This window comes from Corynebacterium sp. HMSC070E08, from assembly GCF_001808895.1.
In the GTDB taxonomy this organism is placed as follows: domain Bacteria; phylum Actinomycetota; class Actinomycetes; order Mycobacteriales; family Mycobacteriaceae; genus Corynebacterium; species Corynebacterium hiratae.
Genome location: NZ_KV794798.1, coordinates 1,817 through 19,845 on the forward strand (window position 1 = coordinate 1,817; position 18,029 = coordinate 19,845).

General features: G+C 60.3%; 17 protein-coding genes. 6 read left to right on the forward strand and 11 right to left on the reverse strand.

Going from position 1 to position 18,029, the window contains the following annotated elements; genetic code table 11:
* Positions 1-141: 141 nt before the first annotated feature.
* Positions 142-741, reverse strand: coding sequence for a lipoprotein LpqH (locus tag HMPREF2526_RS11585; RefSeq protein WP_070547332.1), 600 nt, complete (start codon positions 739-741; stop codon positions 142-144).
* A gap of 211 nt (positions 742-952) precedes the next feature.
* On the opposite strand from HMPREF2526_RS11585, the gene HMPREF2526_RS11590 reads away from it, so the two are divergent.
* Together HMPREF2526_RS11590 and HMPREF2526_RS11595 are read left to right on the forward strand one after the other, a co-directional pair.
* The gene (locus HMPREF2526_RS11590) at positions 953-1,642 is read left to right on the forward strand and encodes a MerR family transcriptional regulator (RefSeq protein WP_070547333.1); all 690 of its coding nucleotides are present in this window, start codon (positions 953-955) and stop codon (positions 1,640-1,642) included.
* A gap of 148 nt (positions 1,643-1,790) precedes the next feature.
* Positions 1,791-2,219 (forward strand): hypothetical protein, encoded by a 429-nt coding sequence (locus tag HMPREF2526_RS11595; RefSeq protein WP_246818663.1) that lies wholly within the window; start codon positions 1,791-1,793, stop codon positions 2,217-2,219.
* On the opposite strand, the gene HMPREF2526_RS11600 is transcribed toward HMPREF2526_RS11595, so the two are convergent.
* From HMPREF2526_RS11600 to HMPREF2526_RS11610, 3 genes are all read right to left on the reverse strand, one after another.
* Positions 2,198-2,953: a hypothetical protein gene (locus HMPREF2526_RS11600; RefSeq protein ID WP_070547335.1), complete on the reverse strand. Its 756-nt coding sequence runs from the start codon at positions 2,951-2,953 to the stop codon at positions 2,198-2,200. The two genes, HMPREF2526_RS11595 and HMPREF2526_RS11600, sit on opposite strands and share 22 nt — an antisense overlap.
* Positions 2,954-3,078: 125 nt before the next feature.
* A complete protein-coding gene (locus HMPREF2526_RS11605) occupies positions 3,079-4,041 on the reverse strand; it encodes a nucleoside hydrolase (RefSeq protein WP_070547336.1) in 963 nt (320 codons plus the stop codon).
* A gap of 13 nt (positions 4,042-4,054) precedes the next feature.
* Positions 4,055-5,686: an ABC-F family ATP-binding cassette domain-containing protein gene (locus tag HMPREF2526_RS11610; protein WP_070511781.1), complete on the reverse strand. Its 1,632-nt coding sequence runs from the start codon at positions 5,684-5,686 to the stop codon at positions 4,055-4,057.
* Positions 5,687-5,846: 160 nt separating this feature from the next.
* Between HMPREF2526_RS11610 and HMPREF2526_RS11615 the strand changes: the two genes are divergently transcribed.
* The gene (locus HMPREF2526_RS11615) at positions 5,847-7,847 is read left to right on the forward strand and encodes a fructose-specific PTS transporter subunit EIIC (protein ID WP_070547337.1); all 2,001 of its coding nucleotides are present in this window, start codon (positions 5,847-5,849) and stop codon (positions 7,845-7,847) included.
* Positions 7,848-7,986: 139 nt separating this feature from the next.
* Here HMPREF2526_RS11615 and HMPREF2526_RS11620 read toward each other — a convergent pair whose 3' ends face one another.
* From HMPREF2526_RS11620 to HMPREF2526_RS11650, 7 genes are all read right to left on the reverse strand, one after another.
* Entirely contained in the window at positions 7,987-8,415 is a 429-nt protein-coding gene (locus tag HMPREF2526_RS11620) for a metal-sulfur cluster assembly factor (RefSeq protein WP_010186729.1), read from the reverse strand.
* On the reverse strand, positions 8,416-8,865 hold the full coding sequence (gene sufU / locus HMPREF2526_RS11625; RefSeq protein ID WP_046649118.1) for a Fe-S cluster assembly sulfur transfer protein SufU: 450 nt from the start codon (positions 8,863-8,865) through the stop codon (positions 8,416-8,418).
* A complete protein-coding gene (locus tag HMPREF2526_RS11630) occupies positions 8,862-10,109 on the reverse strand; it encodes a cysteine desulfurase (RefSeq protein ID WP_046649117.1) in 1,248 nt (415 codons plus the stop codon). The genes sufU and HMPREF2526_RS11630 overlap by 4 nt, the downstream gene beginning before the upstream one ends.
* 64 nt (positions 10,110-10,173) lie before the next feature.
* Positions 10,174-10,932: a Fe-S cluster assembly ATPase SufC gene (gene sufC / locus HMPREF2526_RS11635; protein WP_046649116.1), complete on the reverse strand. Its 759-nt coding sequence runs from the start codon at positions 10,930-10,932 to the stop codon at positions 10,174-10,176.
* A gap of 27 nt (positions 10,933-10,959) precedes the next feature.
* Positions 10,960-12,150 (reverse strand): Fe-S cluster assembly protein SufD, encoded by a 1,191-nt coding sequence (gene sufD / locus HMPREF2526_RS11640; RefSeq protein WP_049157436.1) that lies wholly within the window; start codon positions 12,148-12,150, stop codon positions 10,960-10,962.
* Positions 12,151-13,557 carry a Fe-S cluster assembly protein SufB gene (gene sufB, locus HMPREF2526_RS11645; RefSeq protein WP_175972985.1) on the reverse strand — a complete coding sequence of 469 codons (1,407 nt, stop codon included), beginning with the start codon at positions 13,555-13,557 and terminating at the stop codon, positions 12,151-12,153.
* A 61-nt stretch (positions 13,558-13,618) separates the two neighbouring features.
* Complete coding sequence (locus HMPREF2526_RS11650; RefSeq protein WP_158395618.1) at positions 13,619-14,269, reverse strand: helix-turn-helix transcriptional regulator; 651 nt, start codon at positions 14,267-14,269, stop codon at positions 13,619-13,621.
* A 198-nt stretch (positions 14,270-14,467) separates the two neighbouring features.
* Here HMPREF2526_RS11650 and mptB point away from each other — a divergent pair, with 198 nt between their 5' ends.
* The 3 genes from mptB to HMPREF2526_RS11665 all read left to right on the forward strand — a co-directional run bounded on the left by mptB (position 14,468) and on the right by HMPREF2526_RS11665 (position 17,949).
* Entirely contained in the window at positions 14,468-16,204 is a 1,737-nt protein-coding gene (gene mptB / locus HMPREF2526_RS11655; protein WP_049157439.1) for a polyprenol phosphomannose-dependent alpha 1,6 mannosyltransferase MptB, read from the forward strand.
* A gap of 6 nt (positions 16,205-16,210) precedes the next feature.
* Positions 16,211-17,125, forward strand: a complete 915-nt coding sequence (locus HMPREF2526_RS11660) for an ABC transporter ATP-binding protein (protein WP_049157441.1) — start codon at positions 16,211-16,213, stop codon at positions 17,123-17,125.
* A 62-nt stretch (positions 17,126-17,187) separates the two neighbouring features.
* On the forward strand, positions 17,188-17,949 hold the full coding sequence (locus HMPREF2526_RS11665; protein ID WP_070547338.1) for an ABC transporter permease: 762 nt from the start codon (positions 17,188-17,190) through the stop codon (positions 17,947-17,949).
* The last annotated feature ends 80 nt before the right edge of the window (positions 17,950-18,029 follow it).

Here is an 18,029-nt window from a genome sequence, read left to right on the forward strand (position 1 = left end):
GGCGCCGGTGCACGGTTTCCGCAACTAGTCAGCGGACGAAAGTCTGCATCGCCCTCCCAATAATCACGTAAACCAACAAGTGCTGGCCTCTACACACCACAGGGTCAGCACTTGTTGTCTATTCACCCCGACTCACTCCGATTAGCTGCAGGTAATCTTCACTTCGAATGGCTTCGTTTCCCCAGTGGTTGGATTACTCCCATTAGACAAAAGGCCTTCACCCGACATCGTGTAGGTGTCGCCTTCCTTCGATGCCGTGGCGGAACCCATCGGGCTGCTCTCGGCGTATGCCAGCGTGTTACCCTCCCCATCTACCATTCCGAGAGCCTTGACCGTTAGGTTTTCATCAGTACTAAGCACGGCGGTAATGCCGGCTGTACCAGCCCCTTCGGGTGCTACGGTCAGGTTCATCGAACCAGCTGCCTCTTGGCATAGGATAGTTTCGTTTTCTACCTCGATCGCCTTTCCATCGACAGTGGCTTCATAGCTGCCGCCTGTTGAACCGGACTGATCGTCTGATCCTGCAGTGGACTCTGCGTCGGAGTCAGTGCTATCGGCAGACTCTGAGGTTGCGGCGGAATCTACGTTGGTGTCTTCGGAAGTTTGCTCTCCTCCAGCTGCAGCTTGGGTGGTATCAACTGCTGATTTCTCGCTGACGTCACTGTCAGATTGTGAACACGCGGCGAGCGTTGTCAACGCGATAGCCGCTACAAGAGACGTAATAGACTTGGCTATTTTCATTGGCTTTCCCTTCTTTGAGTTTGGCCACTCATGCGTGACGCAGGTAACACAAACACTAGTGAAGGTTCGTTTAGCGGGGCGCAGACATGCTCCCCCACGCAGGGGTAATCATTCTCAATGGTGTTGATCAATGAAGAGTGACGCCCCCTACGACTAGTCCACTCCACTGACCGCTTGACCCTCACACAATGTGAGGGTTTAGTTTGGTTCTATGAAGATCTCAGACGTTGCCGCGGTCGCTGGTTGCTCAGTGCGATCCGTGCGCCATTTGCACGAGACAGGTGCGGTTCCCGAACCAGCACGCACCAGCGGAAACTATCGCGATTACTCGATCTCTGATCTCGCCGCAGTTGTTCGTGCGCGAGCGCTGATCGACGCCGGCGTTGCCGTCGCTGATGTCTCCTCTCCCGACGCCATCGAGCGCTCGTTCGCCATTGTGGACGAAAGAATCGCTCGTCTGCAGCGACAACGTGAGAAGCTGCGTGCTTTAGCCGCAGCACCTCATGGAACCCCCAACGATATTCGAGAGTCCTTGAGCGAAGTTATCGAAGACCCAGCAATGCTGCAGCTGGAATTGGACTCCTGGGATCTCATGGCGCTTACCGGCGTCGCTACATCAGCGACCTGGGAACAGCTTCGAAAGAACCTCGCTGACGACGATTGCCGTGCAGTTCTCCGCAGAGTTGAAACCTTGTGGCGAGAGCTTGGCTCGCTGTCCCCGCGTGATCGTCGGGTTGCGCTTATCGTCGAGACGCTGCGCAACATGGGCGAACACGGGTTGATGCGAGGAATCTACCCAACGCTGCTGCCTGGCAACGCTTCGCTGACCGTGACTGATGCGCCGACGACTGGTGCGCAAGGTGCAGCACTCGAGGCTTTGGCTGGAGACTCACGTGACTAGCGTCTGGCGATGTGTAGAAAAGCATCCTGGATTTCGCCTTGCCAAGTATGAATTGGGCCTCTACCGGGATCTGTGGCGCTGGATACGAGGACAAACGCTGCTTCCAGTTGGCGCCGTGGCACTTCCCCACCCTCCTGGAAGGCTCCAAATGCTTGGCTTCATTACTGCGATATTGCTGGTTGAAATGGTAGTTGTTCACCTTCTTTTGCCTGCGGGCGTTCTGCGAATTGTGGCATTGCTGTTGTCGCTGTGGGCCATCATCTTTGTGTGGGGCCTGATTGCCGCTGAACGCATTCGCCCCAGTTATGTCACCGAGAATCTCACGGTATTGCGGCGCGGGAAAACAATCTTCGTTGAGGTACCGATGTCTCTAGTCCGCAGCACACAGGCGGAACGCACCTTCGAATCAGCGGTTGTCCTTAGCAACGACGAGCTCATAGTAGGCGGCCCAGCCGGGACCGATACTCTCCTGCTCCTCAGCAAGCCTGTCCAGGCATCACCAGATCGCTACCCATGGCAGCGCGCTCGCTCGATGGAGGTTACGAAGGTGCGCTTTTATGGTGCTGCTTCTCGGTAGTCGCTAGCGTTGCGTAGTTGCTGCTCAAGCTCCGAAATCATTGGCAAGGCCAGCTCCGCGCGTTCGGCATCAATTCCCCACTTCTCCGGTGCACTGCGGACCATGTGGGCTGTGGCCTTGAGAAAGCGGGCGAAGTTTTCCACGACGGCGCGGTTGTTGTTGCGCACGCCTTCGGTAAGCACGGTATTGCTTAGCCTTTCGATCCAGATTTCGAGGATGTGAGTCGAGGTGCTTTTGCCAATTGTGGTGCAGGCAGCACGCGCAAGCCGCAAGCCCTCATCGTCATGCCACACTCCTCCGGGGGCGCGAAGGCGGCACGAGATGATCGCTGCGCCTTCGACGGCTGGGATCATCCCCTTGCGAACACAGGTTTCTACATAGTCAGCGCCGTAACCAACGGCCATGATAGGGCCGATGTCTTTAACAATGCCGCGTGTGTCATCCTCCGTGACATACCACGCGCGGAAGGTGAGGTAGTCCTCGTAGTGGAAGTGGCCTGCCTCCGCCAGCGCGTTGAGCAACCGAGCGGACAAAGCCTTCGTCCACACCTTGTCTGTACGCAAGTAGCCGCTGAGGCGTTCACGAATCTGATCAAGATGGTCATCCCACTGACCAGACTCAATGCCCTCTTTCAATTCGGTATAGGCCCAGTCCACGCGGACCTCAGGTCGTTTGCTCACTAATCCGGTGAGCAACGGTTCAATAACGGAATCGAGGTTATTGGCGGTGTTCATGACTTCTTCCTCTCCTGCGGCAGCATGCCGGGGTCTGACCACTTCTAGACCCTGTGCGTGGGAAGCGGAAGGACCCAAGAGAAGAGTCTTGAGCGGTGTGTGGTTGTGGCCCCGATTCTAGCGCACTATAGGTTTTCTGGAAGACCAAGAAGAGATGCTGCGCGCAGAAACTCTCGATGGGCGCTGTCAACATCGACGGCGGTGACCAACGCAGCATTAGCGGGCCGACCCCAGTGACCGCGCAGGTCCGCCACGCTCGTTCCGCGCAACCACTCCGGTTCACTGACTACCCGTACGGTGGTCGAGGTGGAAAAGAACGGGACCTTCTGCAACGCCACCATGCAGGTGAGCAGATCATGTATCTGAGCCTGATAACCCGAGCCGTGCGCCTCGTGGAACTCGAAGTAGAAGCGCATGATCTCCGGTAGAACGTCCGCCACTGGGTGCTGCGCGAGCGCTTCACGCAGCCGTTCCAGCTGCGTCGGGCCGAGGAGCATCGTCTCAGTGACGTTGAGTGGGCACAGCGTGGTGGGCTTCGAGGTGGATTCGAAGAAGTCGCGCGCAGCATGCGGGTCGACCCAGAAGTTCCACTCCGCCGTTGGCGTGGTGTTGCCGGGATAGCTCACAGCACCACCCATGATGGTGACACCGGAGAAGCAGGCGTAGTCGGCAGCGTGCTCCGCAGCAAAGTGCGCGGCATTGGTCAATGGTCCGGTTACGATGAGGCGCGCGTTGCGGCCTGCGGCTTCGGTCCAGATGCTGGTCCACTCGTCAGGCTCAGCAGGAGTATGCTCCTCCGGCACGCTCAGGTACCCAAGGCCGCTTGGGCCGTGGGTTTCCGGAGTGGTTACCAGCTCCACCTGGCTGGGCTCCGGAAGCCCCGCCGCGACGGGCACCTCATCCAGGCCACACAGTTGCAGGATGTAGGCAGCATTGCGGGTGGTCTGATCAATCCCAACGTTTCCAGCGGTGGTAGTAACACCGGCCAGTTCGATCTCTCCGGCGCGGTGAAGCGCGGCGAGGTAGATCAACGCTAGGGCATCGTCGATACCGGGGTCGCAATCAAGGAGAACAGGCTGGGCAGTCATGCCCGAAATTCTATTAGGCCAATTCCACGATCTCCATGTACTCGTCGTTCCACAAATCCTCATCGCCATCGGGCATGATGATGACGCGCTCCGGCTTGAGTGCCTTGACCGCACCTGGGTCGTGAGTAACCAAGACCACGGCACCTGTGTAGGTGCCTAGGGCATCGAGCACCTGCTCGCGGGACTGGGGGTCTAGGTTGTTCGTGGGCTCGTCGAGAAGCAGCACGTTGGCGCGTGAGGACACCAGCGTTGCCAGCGACAGTCGGGTTTTCTCACCACCGGAGAGCGTTCCGGCAGGCTGTTCCAACTTGTCACCGGAGAACATGAAGGCGCCCAGCAGTCCGCGCAAATCCTGCTGGCCGGCATCGGGGCATGCCTCGATCGTGTTTTCCCACACGGTCTTGTCTGGATCGATATTGTCGTGCTCCTGGGCAAAGTATCCGATGCGCAGGCCATGGCCGGAGACGATGCCGCCTTCGCCGTCGGTGCGTTCCACGCCCGCCAGCAGCTTGAGCAGGGTCGTCTTGCCGGCACCGTTGTAGCCCAGCACGACCACGCGGGACCCCTTGTCGATGGCCAAATCGACGCCAGCGAAGACCTCCAGCGAGCCATACATCTTTGTCAGGCCCTTGGCGTTCATCGGAGTCTTGCCGCAGGGAGCAGGTTCGGGGAACTTGATGTGGGCAACCTTATCGGCCACGCGGACGTCATCAAGCTCGTTCATCATGCGCTCTGCACGGTGCAGCATCTGCTTGGCGGCGGCGGCCTTCGTGGCCTTCGCTCCTAGCTTGGCGGCTTGCTTGTGCAGGGCTGCGGCCTTCTTCTCCGCGTTGGCGCGCTCGCGGCGGCGACGAGCTTCATCGGTGGCGCGGGCATCAAGGTACTTCTTAAAGCCCATGTTGTAGACGTCTGCTTCGGCGCGAACGGCATCGAGGAACCAAACCTTGTTGCACACGGCCTCGAGCAGATCGACGTCGTGCGAAATCATCACAAGGCCACCCTCGTGCTTGGACAGGAAGCCACGCAGCCAGGTAATCGAGTCCGCGTCGAGGTGGTTAGTGGGCTCGTCGAGAAGCAGCGTTGTCTGGGACTTGCCTGACCCAGCCGAAGCTGCGAAAAGAATTTGCGCCAGCTCCACGCGGCGGCGCTGACCGCCGGACAGAGTCTTGAGCTGCTGGTCGAGCACACGCTGCGGCAGCCCCAAGTTGTCGCAGATCTGCGCGCATTCGGAGTCCGCCTCATAGCCACCTAAGGTGTGGTATTCCTCTTCCAGGCGGGAGAACTTACGAATGGCCCTGTCGCGGAATTTATCGTCCGTAGCGGTTTCCATCAACTCTTGTTGCTTGGCCATGCGGCGCTTGATCTCATCCAAACCGCGCGCAGAGAGCACGCGCTCACGCGCAGTCTGCTCAATATTGCCTTCTCGAGAATCCTGCGGCAGGTAACCAATCGGACCTGAGCGCGTTACCGAGCCGCCATAGGGCTCGGTCTCCCCCGCCAGGATGCGCATCGTCGTCGTCTTGCCCGCGCCGTTGCGCCCGACCAGGCCGATGCGATCCCCCGGCTGCACGCGAAGGTGCTGGCCGGGGGCGTCGAGAAGCGTGCGTGCGCCCACGCGCACCTCGAAATCATTGGTCACAATCACGTCGAAACAGTCTAGCAACCAGGGTAGTTAAACCCGAACCAGCGGCAAGGACGCTTCAGCTTGTATCTGGGAATCCAGAGTGAAGAGCACCTTGGAAAACCTGGTTCCTGTTCGGCGCGTTTCACTTATGCATGAAGTTCGATGTGACTAGATTGGCGTCATGAGCACATCAGACACATCGAGATCTCCATTAATCCTCGCGATTACCGCATGTCCGACCGGAATCGCCCACACCTACATGGCCGCTGAGAACCTGGAGGCTGCTGCCGCTGAACTGGGTTACCGCATCAAGATTGAGACACATGGTTCAATTGGCGTCGAAGGCACCTTTAGCTCTCAGGACATCGAGGAAGCCGATGCCATCGTGATCGGTGCCGACACCGTCATTGCAAAGGACCGCTTTCGCGGAAAGCGCCTAGCAGCGACTGGTGTCGATGAAGCGATTAAGCATCCAAAGGAACTCCTCACTCGCGCTCTGTCAGCGGCGAAGTGGGAAGAAAAGACTTCGGGCGAAGAGCCGCAAGAAGCTCAGCGTAATGAAAACTCCAGCAGTACCACGGGGTTCCGTGCGGTGGGTCAGACTCTCTACAAGGCGCTAATGAATGGTGTCTCCCACATGATTCCGTTCGTGGTCACCGGTGGTCTCCTCATCGCGGTAGCACTCTCAATCGGAGGAACACCCACGCCCGAGGGCCTGGCTATCCCCGAAGACTCCTTCTGGAACACCCTGAATGAGCTTGGCGGCCTAGCCTTTTCTCTCATGGTGCCGATCCTTTCCGGTTATATCGCGGTCGGCATTGCGGACCGCCCCGGTTTAGCGCCGGGACTCATCACTGGTCTTATCGCTACGACCGGCTCGCTTTACGGCTCTGAAGCTGGAGCGGGCTTCCTAGGCGGCATCGTCACAGGCATCCTGTCAGGCTACATAGCCCTGGGAATCAAAAAGATTCCCGTTAATAAGTACATCGCCCCGATTTGGCCGATCATCGTTATTCCGATCTTCACCACACTCATCGTGGGGCTAATCTTTATCTACTTTGTCGGTGCGCCAGTAGCCGGCGCCTTTGAAGCCATGACCGAGTACCTCGCCGGGATGGAAGGCTCCTCTGTCATTGTCCTCGGTCTCGTCATTGGCGCGATGATCGCTTTCGACATGGGCGGTCCCTTTAATAAAACTGCCTTCCTGTTCGGCGGGGGCATGATTGCAGCCGGCAATGCGGCTCCGATGGGCATGGCGGCTACCGCCATCGCTGTACCGCCCCTGGCGGTGGGTGTTGCGACCCTCGTACGCCGTGCTTGGTTCAATAAGGCGGAGAAGGACGCCGGTATCGCCGCGCTCTTCATGGGGTTCTTTGGCATCACTGAAGGCGCTATCCCTCTTGCGGCGGCACGCCCGCTGCAGGTCATCCCAGCCAACGTCATCGGTGGTGCGGTAGCAGGCGCCCTGGCAGGTGCATTCGGGGTCAAGGACCATGTCATGCATGGTGGCCCCATCGTTGCTGTGCTCGGGGCTGTCGACAACGTCGTGGGCTTCTTCATCGCACTGCTTATTGGTGTCGTTGTCTGTGCTTCCGTCATGCTTCTGTTGATCGGACTTACCCAAAATAGAAAGGCCCAGAGTAAGAATGAGAGCTCTGGTGAACGGGGTGAAGCGGGCATAGCTAAGGAGGATGTGTCAGAAGCACCGGTCCAGGAAGAACCTTTGCTTTCTGCCGACACGGTGAGCCTTGACCAAGACCTTGGCACGAATCGCAAGGAAACGATCGATTCGCTAGTCCAGCTTGTCTCCCCTCGGCTTTCTGATCCTTCCGCAGTTATCACTACGGCCCTAGAGCGGGAAGCGAAGCATTCGACCGGTGTGGGGCATGGTGTGGCTATCCCACATGCTCGTTCCGCGGGAGTGACAGTGCCGACTTTGGCCTTTGCTCGTCTTCCCGAGGGGATTACGTGGGCAGAGGGCGAGGAACCAACGACGTTGGTCTTCCTCATTGCAGTGCCTGAGGACGCCGGCAAGCAGCACCTCAAGCTGCTTTCCAAGCTGGCGCGGGCAATCATGAAGGATGATTTCCGTACTCGCCTACAATCCGCCGCATCCAAGGATGAAGCGGTGGACATCATCTCCTCGGCTTTGGATCCGGCGTCCTCACCCGCTTCGTCATAGCAGTGAGTACTCAAGCTCTTAAAGCTACTTAAAATACCGCGCATTATGGAAAAAGAAACCGCCAGCCCGAGTGCGCAAGGTCATGTTGTGAAGACCTTAGGCGCCTCGGGCTGACGGTAATGGGGACTTGCAGCCGAAACTAGACGGCGAAGCCGAGGGCCTGGAGCATCTCGCGGCCCTCCTCGGTAATCATGTTCGGGCCCCACGGCGGCATCCAGACCCAGTTGAGCTGGACTGCCTCGGCGAGCTTGTTGCCTACGATGACATCCTCGATCTGTTCGCCGATGACATCGGTGAGAGGACAGGCCGGGGAGGTCAGCGTCATGTTAATGACGCAGGTGTTCTTGCCGTCAATATCGTCGAGCCAGACGTCATAGACCAAGCCCAGATCAACGATGTTGATTCCAAGCTCTGGGTCGATGACATCACGAAGGTACTCGGTGATATCGAAGGTCTTCGCAATCTGCTCTTCGGTCTGTTCAGGCTTGACAGCAGCGCCATCGAAGGAGGCATTCTGGTCCTGGTAAGGATCGGTGCTGCCACCGGTGGTTTCAGTGTTATCAGCCATCTACTTCTCCAATTCGTTCAACGCTTCCACGGTGGCGGCTTGGAAAGCCTTCCACCCGAGGAGAGCGCACTTAACACGGGCGGGGAACTTGGCTACGCCGGCGAAGGCGATGCCGTCCCCGATGATCTCGTCGTCACCTTCCACTTCGCCGCGGGAGGTCACCATCCTCTCGAATTCGGCCAGCTTGGCGTTTGCCTCCTCGAGGGGGATGCCGACGATTTCCTCCGCCATAACAGAGGTCGAGGCCTGCGAAATGGAGCATCCCTCGGCGTCGTAGGACACGTCCTCGACGGTTGTGCCGTCGGGGGAAAGCTTCACGCGGAGGGTGAGTTCATCACCGCAGGAAGGGTTGACGTGGTGAACTTCTGCCTGGCCTTCGCGCAGGCCAGAGAATTTCGGGTTCTTGTAGTGGTCCAGGATGACGTCCTGGTACATGGAATCTAGGTTCATTCGCTCACTCCAAAGAAGGTGCGGGCAGCCCGCACCGCCTCTATGAGGGCGTCGACCTCGTCCTCAGTGTTGTACAGGTAAAAGCTAGCGCGTGCGGTCGAATTAGCCTGGCACGCGCGGTGCAGCGGCCACGCACAGTGGTGGCCGGTGCGGATGGATACGCCATGAGAGTCAAGAACCTGGCCTAGGTCATGCGGATGGATCCCATCCACGATGAAGGAGACCGCTCCTCCGCGATCCTCGGTGTTTTCAGGCCCGATGATACGCACGCCGGGGATCTCGGCAAGCTTCTGCAAGGCCAGTGCAGTGAGTTTCTGCTCGTGGGCGTGGATGGCCTCCATGCCCACCTCGCTCAAGAACTTCACTGCTGCACCAAGGCCCACAACCTGGCTGGTCATTTGGGTTCCGGCCTCGAAGCGGGTGGGTGGCGCGGCAAACGTCGAGCCTTCCATCTTGACTACTTCGATCATGGAACCGCCGGTGAGGAAAGGCGGCAGCTGCGCCAGCAGCTCTTGCTTACCGTAGAGCACGCCCACGCCGGTCGGCCCGCACATCTTGTGCCCAGAGAACGCGGCAAAATCCACATCAAGTTCGTGGAAATCCACCGGCATGTGCGGCACCGACTGGCAGGCGTCGAGAACCACCATGGCACCTACGGCACGGGCACGACGTACCAACTCTGCGACGGGAGCCACGGCCCCGGTCACGTTGGACTGGTGGGTAAAAGCCACGACCTTCACGGAGTCATCGAGCTCAAGCGAATCGAGATCAATGCGGCCGTCCTCGGTCATGGAGTACCACTTCAGCGTCGCGCCGGTGCGCTGGCACAGCTCTTGCCACGGCACCAAGTTCGCGTGGTGCTCCAGTTCGGTGACCACGACGGTATCGCCCTCACCGACATAAAGCTCGCCGGCGCGCTCATCACTGAGCACGTAGGCAACCTCATTGAGCGCTTCAGTGGCGTTCTTGGTGAAGGCAATCTCATCGCGGTCGGCACCAACGAAGGCGGCGATGGCCTGGCGAGCGGACTCGTACGCGTCATCGGCCTCCTCCGCCAGCTGGTAGGAACCGCGGTGCACCGGAGCGTTGGTGCCGAGCACGAACTCCTCCTCGGCCTTCCATACCGGCAGGGGACGTTGCGAGGTCGCTCCCGAATCCAGGTACACCAAAGGTTTACCGTCGCGCACCGTGCGCGAGAGGATAGGGAATTGTTCCCGAATCGCATTAACGTCTAGTTCAGGCATAGGTCCTTGTGCTCGGTTCTTTTTCTCTAGCGTGTCGTGGTGTTACCGGGGTCGGCGGTACAGCCTACTTGAGGAACTGCTCGTAGCCGTCTGCCTCAAGCTGGTCAGCCAGCTCGGCGCCGCCGGTCTTGATGATCTGTCCGTCGGCGAAGACGTGAACGAAGTCCGGGACAACGTAGTTGAGGATGCGCTTGTAGTGCGTGATGAGGAGGATGCCGCCGTTGGTCTCCTCCTGATAGCTGTTGATGCCATCGGAGACGACGCGCAGGGCGTCGACGTCCAGGCCGGAGTCGGTCTCGTCCATGACGGCGAACTTCGGTTTGAGGATGTCGAGCTGCATGACCTCGTGGCGCTTCTTCTCACCACCGGAGAAGCCCTCGTTCACGGAGCGGTGTGCAAAGGACTTATCGATGGCCAGCTTCTCGCGGGCCTCGGTGAGCTCCTTGTTCCACTCGCGCAGCTTCGGAGCCTCGCCACGGATAGCGGTCACGGCGGAGCGCATGAACTGCGACATCTTCACGCCCGGCACCTCAGTCGGGTACTGCATGGCCAGGAAAAGACCAGCGCGGGCGCGCTCGTCGACTTCCATCTCGAGGATGTTCTCGCCGTCGAGAAGCACCTCGCCCTCGGTCACCTCATACTTGGGGTGACCGGCGATAACGTAGGACAGGGTGGACTTGCCGGAGCCGTTGGGGCCCATGACGGCGTGGGTCTCACCGGAATTGATGGTGAGGTTGACACCCTTGAGGATCGGCGTGGGCTCACCGTCCTCCTCGTGTGGGAGCACCTGCGCGTGGAGATTCTTGATTTCCAGAGTAGACATTGAGTTGGTACCTGCTTTCGGGAAGTTTTAAGCGTTGATCTTGGCGAGCTCGTCGACGACGCGGGATTCCAGATCCTCGCGCAGGGACTCGACCGGGATGCGGGAGATGACTTCGGAGAAGAAGCCGCGGATGATGAGGCGGCGTGCCTCGGCGGCAGGAATACCGCGGGACATGAGGTAGAACAGCTCAAGGTCATCGAAGCGGCCCACCGTTGCGGCGTGGCCAGCACCGACGATCTCACCGGTCTGGATCTCCAGGTTCGGGATGGCGTCAGCGCGCGCACCCTCGGTGAGGATCAAGTTGTTGTTCGTCTCATAGGTGTCCGTGTTGTTCGCATTCTTGCGGATGAGCACGTCACCGACCCAGCAGGTGCGGGCCTCCGGGGTGCGGGAGGCGGAGCCGGCCTCGGCCTTCTGCGCAGCAGTAGCACCCTGCAGAGCGCCCTTGTAGAAGACGCGAGAGCGGCAGTTCGGCACGTCGTGGTCCACCAGCAGGCGGTTCTCGAAGTACTGGCCGGCATCAGCAAAGTAGACGCCGAGCAGCTCGGCATCGCCACCGGGGCCATCGAAAACTACGCGCGGAACAAGGCGCACAATCTCGCCGCCAAAGATGGCGGTGTTGTGGCGCAGTACGGCGTCGCGGCCCACCTTCGCAATCTGATGGGACAGGTGCACTGCATCGTCTTCCCAGTCGGCGTCGACGACGACGGTGACCTGGGAGCCGTCGCCCAGCACGAACTCCACGTTGTCTGCGTGGGTACCGGAACCGACGTACTTAAGAACGATGGTGACCTCCGCGTGATTGCCCACGTGGATGGAGGTCGCACCAAAGGAGGTCACGCCCTCACCAGCGCCGGTGATGGTGATCTCCACCGGCTTATCCAGTCGTGCATCGGCGTCAACGCTGACGATCTGCGCCTCCGGCATGGAGCACCAGGCCTGAGCTGCAACGCGGTCAGCAGGTGCACCGGCGGTGCCCAGGCGGTCGTCGTCAGGCGCCACGGTCTCGGCCGTTACGCCTTCCGGGGCCACCACGTCAATCTTCTGGGCGGTTGCCGGCGCGAACTCACCATTGTGCAGCCCGCGAAGGTTACGCAAGGAGATGAAACGCCAGACCTCGTCGCGGCCGTGCGGGACCGGGAAGTCCTCGACATCGAAGGAGGTGAACTGGTCTCCCTTAGTGACGTCAGCCGGATTAAATTCGTTGGAAGCTACCACTTAGCCCACCGATCCTTCCATCTGCAGCTCGATAAGACGGTTCAGCTCCAGCGCGTATTCCATCGGGAGCTCCTTAGCAATCGGCTCGACGAAGCCGCGCACAATCATCGCCATGGCCTCTTCCTCAGCGATACCGCGGGACATGAGGTAGAACAGCTGCTCCTCAGAGACCTGGGAGACCGTTGCCTCGTGGCCGAGGGTGACGTGATCATTGCGGATGTCGTTGTACGGATACGTGTCCGACCTCGAGTCATTGTCCACAAGCAAGGCATCACACTCGACGTTGGCAGCGGAGTTCGTAGCGTTAGCGTTGACCTGCACCAAGCCGCGGTAGGCCGCGCGGCCGCCGTTGCGGGCCACGGACTTCGAGACGATGTTGGAGGAGGTGTTCGGCGCCATGTGGATCATCTTGGAGCCGGTGTCCTGGACCTGGTTATCGCCAGCAAAGGCCAGGGAGAGTACCTCACCCTTGGCGTGCTCGCCGGTAAGCCAGCAGGACGGGTACTTCATAGTGACCTTGGAGCCGATGTTGCCATCGACCCATTCCATGGTGCCGCCCTCTTCGACCTTGGCGCGCTGGGTCACCAGGTTGTAGACGTTGGTGGACCAGTTCTGAATGGTGGTGTAGCGGCAGCGGCCGCCCTTCTTCACGATGATCTCGATGACACCGGTGTGCAGCGAATCCGAGTTGTAGATCGGCGCGGTGCACCCCTCGATGTAGTGAACGTAGGCGCCCTCCTCCACGATGATGAGGGTGCGCTCGAACTGGCCCATGTTCTCGGTGTTAATGCGGAAGTAGGCCTGCAGCGGAATATCCACGTGGACGCCCTTCGGAACGTACACGAAGGAACCACCGGACCAGCAGGCGTTATTCAGCGCGGAGAACTTGTTGTCGCCGGCCGGAATCACGGTGCCGAAGTATTCCTGGAGGATCTCCGGGTACTCGCGCACCGCGGTGTCGGTATCAACGAAGATAACGCCCTGGGCCTCCAGGTCCTCGCGGATCTTGTGGTAAACCACCTCGGACTCGTACTGCGCGGCAACACCGGAGACCAGACGCTTCTTCTCAGCATCCGGGATACCCAGCTTGTCGTAGGTCTCCTTAATGTCGTCCGGCAGGTCATCCCAGGTTTGGGCCTGCTTCTCGGTGGAGCGGACAAAGTACTTAATGTTGTCGAAGTCGATTCCGGACAGATCTGGGCCCCAGGTCGGAACTGGCTTCTTGTTGAAGACGCGCAGAGCCTTCAGACGGGACTCGAGCATCCACTCCGGCTCGTTCTTCTTCCGAGAAATATCGCGGACGACGTCCTCACTCAAACCGCGGTGTGCTGCCTGGCCGGCTTCGTCGGAATCGTGCCAGCCGTACTCATAGCCGCCGATAGAGGAGATGATCTCGTCATCGCTCATCTTGGTTTCAAGGCCTGGTGCCGGTTGTGCCTGTGTCAAAGCCCGCTCCTTTCTAGTTCGATTAGTTCTTCCCCGGCTCCGCCGCGGAAGGCGGGACTGGGGTTAAGGGGATATTCGTGGTGCAGATTCCATGACCATCCGCAATGGAGGCCAAGGGCTGCACATGTTTGCCTAATAGCGCGGAGAAGACTTCCTGTTCAGCTTCACACAACTCCGGATGCTCGGCCGCCACGTGGGCGACCGGGCAATGGTGCTGGCAAATCTGTACTCCGTTGCCCACCGACGTCACCGTGGCCGCGTAGCCATGCGCGTCGAGCACTTCGGCCAGCTGACGCGCCACCTCCGGAACGGATTCCTGATCTTCTACCAGGGGCTTCACGTCCTCCACGAGGCGCTCGAAGCGAGCCTTGGCGAAGCGACGAACCGCCTCCGGCCCGCCCGCTTCACGCAGTGCGGTGAGCGCTTCCGCCGCCAGCTGATCGTAGGCGTGCCCAAATTGGGCGCGGCCCTGATCCGTGAGGCGGAAATGCTTGGCGGGGCGACCACGGCCCACCGACTGCCCAGGGCGGGCTGATGGGCGGCGATGCACCACCTCGGTGAGTCCTTCCTCCACCAAAATGTCTAAGTGCCGACGGATGCCGGCTGCAGAGAGACCGAGACGTTCACCCAGATACGACGCCGTTACCGGGCCGTCTTTTAGGAGCAACAACATGACGTGTCGGCGGGTGTCGCCCTCAGTCGAGCGAGTCTCCCTAGGTAGCTCCTTCGTCACGGTGTACACCTCCTTGAATGAAACACTCTCTCTTTAGACAACACTAGTGTTCCTTAATTCATTCCCGATTTCCACTCTTTCATTCGTGTCGCGGGCAGCTCGTCCTCTCTCAGCACCGAGCGACTAAGGTAGACACTCATGAATATGGAGCGCGATTACACCCGATCGGGGCGATTGCACCGCGTCTTTTGGGGCGTGCGCGATGAACTCCCCCGCATGGGCCTGCCCGGATCCCGTTCCGCGCTCTTGCACCAAGATTTTCCAGATTCTTCCGACGGTGCAGAGGGCGCCGCGCTTGGCGACGTCCACCGCCACACCATCGCCCAGCTGCGCACGCTCTTTAGCCTCCGGTGGCTCGGCACCATTGGTGCGCTACTCATTGCGCTCGGCGGATTGGGCGCCGGTGCGCTTCCGGTGGTGGGCAACCCCTATGAGTCTCTGCCTTTTGGCTCGCTCATGACGCGGATGCTGCAGTCAGCCTCCGCCATCGTGTTCATCGGGGTCGGTTTCATGGTCACGGCGTGGATTTGCATGGCACCGCTGGTGGGCGCGCCCCTGCGCCTACAGAAGCCGGCCAAGGTTCGGCGCTTTAGCCACTCGCCCCGGGTGGTCACGCAGAGCCAGATGTGGCGCACCTGGCTAGGGTGGGTTCTCCCGCTTTTGGTGACCGCTCCCCTGTTCACGCAGGACATTTACTCCTACCTCGCTAACGGCTCCATCGTGCTCCAAGGCCTCGATCCCTATTCGGCGGGGCCGGTGGAGCTACTAGGCGCCGATAACGACCTGGCCCGCTCCGTCCCGTTCATCTGGGCGAACTCACCTTCCCCTTATGGCCCTGTGGCGCTAGGTGTAGCGGCGGTGGTCAGTTGGCTGACCAACGACTCCATTATCTGGGGTGTTGTCCTGCACCGGGTACTGTCCCTCGTCGGTATCATCGCCGCCGGTTGGGCCATCGCGCGGCTTGCTACGCGCTGCCGAGTATCCCCGGAGGCAGCGCTGTGGCTGGGCATCCTTAACCCTTTGACCATCCTCCACCTCGTCGGAGGCATCCACAATGAATCCTTCATGCTGGGGCTAGCTCTCGTCGGTGTGGAGCTGGGGTTGCGGGCGGTTAACGATTCCCACGAGGCCCGCTGGCGAGCATGGTCGCTGTTTATCGCATCTGGCGTCCTGATCTCGTGTGCCGGAATGGTCAAGGTGACTGGCTTTATCGGCCTCGGGTTCGTTGGCATGGCGGCGGCACGCAGGCTCGTCGACAAGCACGGCGTGTCCGGCGTGCGGGCAGTGCTGGGCGCCGGGGCAGCGCAGCTTCTCCTGCTTGCCACCTCCATCGCCGCAGTGACGGTACTCACGGGGATCGACATTGGTTGGGTCTTTGGCCAGGGCGGCGCGGCCACCATCCGGTCGTGGCTGTCTGCGACGACCTCCGTAGGCGTCGGCGCCGGCTTCCTTGGGATGCTGTTGGGATTGGGTGATCACACCGAGGCCATCCTCACCGTGACCCGGACTGTGGGCGTCATCATTGCCGCGGGCTTTATGATCCGCATGCTCTTTGCCACCTACCGCGGTGCCATCCACCCTGTGGGCGGCTTGGGGGTATCGACCTTCGTGCTCGTGGTGTTCTTTCCTGTCGTCCAACCCTGGTACATCCTGTGGGCGGTGCTGCCGCTGGCGGCCTGGGCCAACCGGCGCTTCTTCCGCATGGCGGTGATCATCTATTCCGGGTTCATGAGTTTCATCGTGCTTCCCCGCGGCCTCGGCCTTCCCCCAGGGACAGTCTTCGTCATTTACCTCGCCGCCTTGGTGACATTCCTCGTCCTCGCCGGCGTGGGGTGGGTTGCTTTGCGCAGGGCGGGCGTACGTGTCCTAAACTAGCGATTCGTGACTACATCAGCTCTTGTCTTAGATAACGTCATGAAGACCTATGGCGACGTCAACGCAGTGAATGGGCTGAGTTTCCGCGCCAATTACGGCGAGATCCTGTGCTTGCTGGGCCCTAACGGCGCAGGCAAGACCACCACCATCGAAATGTGTGAGGGTTTCAAGAAGCCTACGTCGGGCCGCATCGAGGTGCTGGGTCTTAACCCCGCGCGCAATCCCGATGCTGTGCGCTCCCGCATCGGCATCATGCTGCAGGGCGGCGGCTCCTATTCCGGAATCAAAGTCAAGGAGATGCTTGAGCTTAGCGCCTCCTATAACGAGAATCCCTTGGACCCGGAGTGGCTGCTGGACACGCTCGGACTGCGCGGGGTGGCGAAGAGCAGCTACCGCCGCCTGTCCGGCGGGCAACAACAACGTCTTTCCCTAGCCCTAGCGATCATCGGGCGCCCAGAGTTGGTCTTTCTCGATGAACCCACCGCAGGAATGGATGCCCAGTCGCGCCTTGCCGTGTGGGACCTCATCCGCGCCCTCCGAGCCGATGGCGTAACCGTCATCCTCACCACGCACCTCATGGATGAAGCGGAAGCGCTCAGCGACCGCGTCGTCATTATTGACCACGGCCAACTCGTGGCGAGCGGCACCGCAGCATCGCTGACGGACTCGGCCGATGTTCCACAGGTGAATTTCGATACCGCCACACCGGTGGACCTCGAGGCGCTGCGGGACGCCGGCATCGCGGCGGAAGCTCTCCGCCCCCTGCATTACCGTCTCACCTCGGAGCCCAGCCCCGCCGGCATCGCGGCGCTGGCTTCATGCTTGGCCGCGCAAAACGTCATCCTCCGCAACCTGCACACCTCACACCGGAATCTCGAAGAAGTCTTCCTCGATCTCACGGGCCGCGACATGCGCAGCTAGAACTGCCCCTCGGCCCTTCACCCCGATTCTTTCATCATGTTGTTTGAACAAGGAGAAGCTCCATGAGCACCTTCGCACCCGGCACTTTTAGCCCGCACCCGCAGCGCGTGGGTGTAGCGGCCATGGCACGTGCCCAAGGGGCTATCGAATCCAAGCTCATGCTGCGTCACGGCGAGCAGCAGCTGCTGAGCATCATCATCCCAGTGGCCATCTTGATCGGCGCTGCGACACTGCAAGACAGCACTGGCCACGGCGTGGAGGAAATCTTCCCCATGGTGCTGGCCGTTGCGGCGACCTCCTCCGGTTTCACGGGTCAGGCCATCTCCTTGGCTTTCGACCGTCGCTATGGTGCGCTGAAACGCACAGGCGCTTCAGGCGTTCCTGCCTGGGCCATTGTGGTGGGAAAGATTCTCGCCGTGCTGTCGATGGTGGTGCTCCAGGTCCTCGTGCTGGGGACGATCGCCGCCTTCCTGGGGCTGCGCATCACCGCTGGGGGCGCGGCCATCGGCGTGCTCACCCTCGCCTTGGGTGTGGCCACGTTTACGGCCTTAGGCCTACTGCTCGGCGGCACGCTGAGTTCGGAGGTGGTCTTGGCGGTGGCCAACCTCATTTGGTTTATCCTTCTCGGCACCGTCGGATGGGTCATGTTTTCCCAGGGGCTCGGTGATAACGGGGTGTTGACCCTCGTACCCACCGTGGCAATGGCCGCCGGACTCGATACCGCCCTTAACGGGTCCTTCCCGGGCTTTGAGCTCCTTGTACTCGTCGGTTGGTCAGCGGTGGCGTCGTTTGCCGCAGTGCGTTGGTTCCGCTTCGAGGGCTAAAAGTGATTCTTCTCCCTTGCGTGGTGTGACCCACCCGTCGATATTGGTTCCCGGATGGGGCCGGGCGGTAGGCTGAATAG

Bases quoted from the DNA above. Each gene is read 5' to 3' on its own strand.
- sufU (WP_046649118.1), bottom strand. From the start codon at position 8,865: ATGAACCTAGATTCCATGTACCAGGACGTCATCCTGGACCACTACAAG.
- HMPREF2526_RS11605 (WP_070547336.1), bottom strand. From the start codon at position 4,041: ATGACTGCCCAGCCTGTTCTCCTTGATTGCGACCCCGGTATCGACGAT.
- mptB (WP_049157439.1), top strand. From the start codon at position 14,468: ATGAATATGGAGCGCGATTACACCCGATCGGGGCGATTGCACCGCGTC.
- HMPREF2526_RS11615 (WP_070547337.1), top strand. From the start codon at position 5,847: ATGAGCACATCAGACACATCGAGATCTCCATTAATCCTCGCGATTACC.
- HMPREF2526_RS11665 (WP_070547338.1), top strand. From the start codon at position 17,188: ATGAGCACCTTCGCACCCGGCACTTTTAGCCCGCACCCGCAGCGCGTG.
- HMPREF2526_RS11650 (WP_158395618.1), bottom strand. From the start codon at position 14,269: ATGTTGTTGCTCCTAAAAGACGGCCCGGTAACGGCGTCGTATCTGGGT.
- HMPREF2526_RS11630 (WP_046649117.1), bottom strand. From the start codon at position 10,109: ATGCCTGAACTAGACGTTAATGCGATTCGGGAACAATTCCCTATCCTC.
- sufB (WP_175972985.1), bottom strand. From the start codon at position 13,557: ATGAGCGATGACGAGATCATCTCCTCTATCGGCGGCTATGAGTACGGC.
- HMPREF2526_RS11590 (WP_070547333.1), top strand. From the start codon at position 953: ATGAAGATCTCAGACGTTGCCGCGGTCGCTGGTTGCTCAGTGCGATCC.
- HMPREF2526_RS11600 (WP_070547335.1), bottom strand. From the start codon at position 2,953: ATGAACACCGCCAATAACCTCGATTCCGTTATTGAACCGTTGCTCACC.
- sufC (WP_046649116.1), bottom strand. From the start codon at position 10,932: ATGTCTACTCTGGAAATCAAGAATCTCCACGCGCAGGTGCTCCCACAC.
- HMPREF2526_RS11585 (WP_070547332.1), bottom strand. From the start codon at position 741: ATGAAAATAGCCAAGTCTATTACGTCTCTTGTAGCGGCTATCGCGTTG.
- HMPREF2526_RS11595 (WP_246818663.1), top strand. From the start codon at position 1,791: ATGCTTGGCTTCATTACTGCGATATTGCTGGTTGAAATGGTAGTTGTT.
- HMPREF2526_RS11620 (WP_010186729.1), bottom strand. From the start codon at position 8,415: ATGGCTGATAACACTGAAACCACCGGTGGCAGCACCGATCCTTACCAG.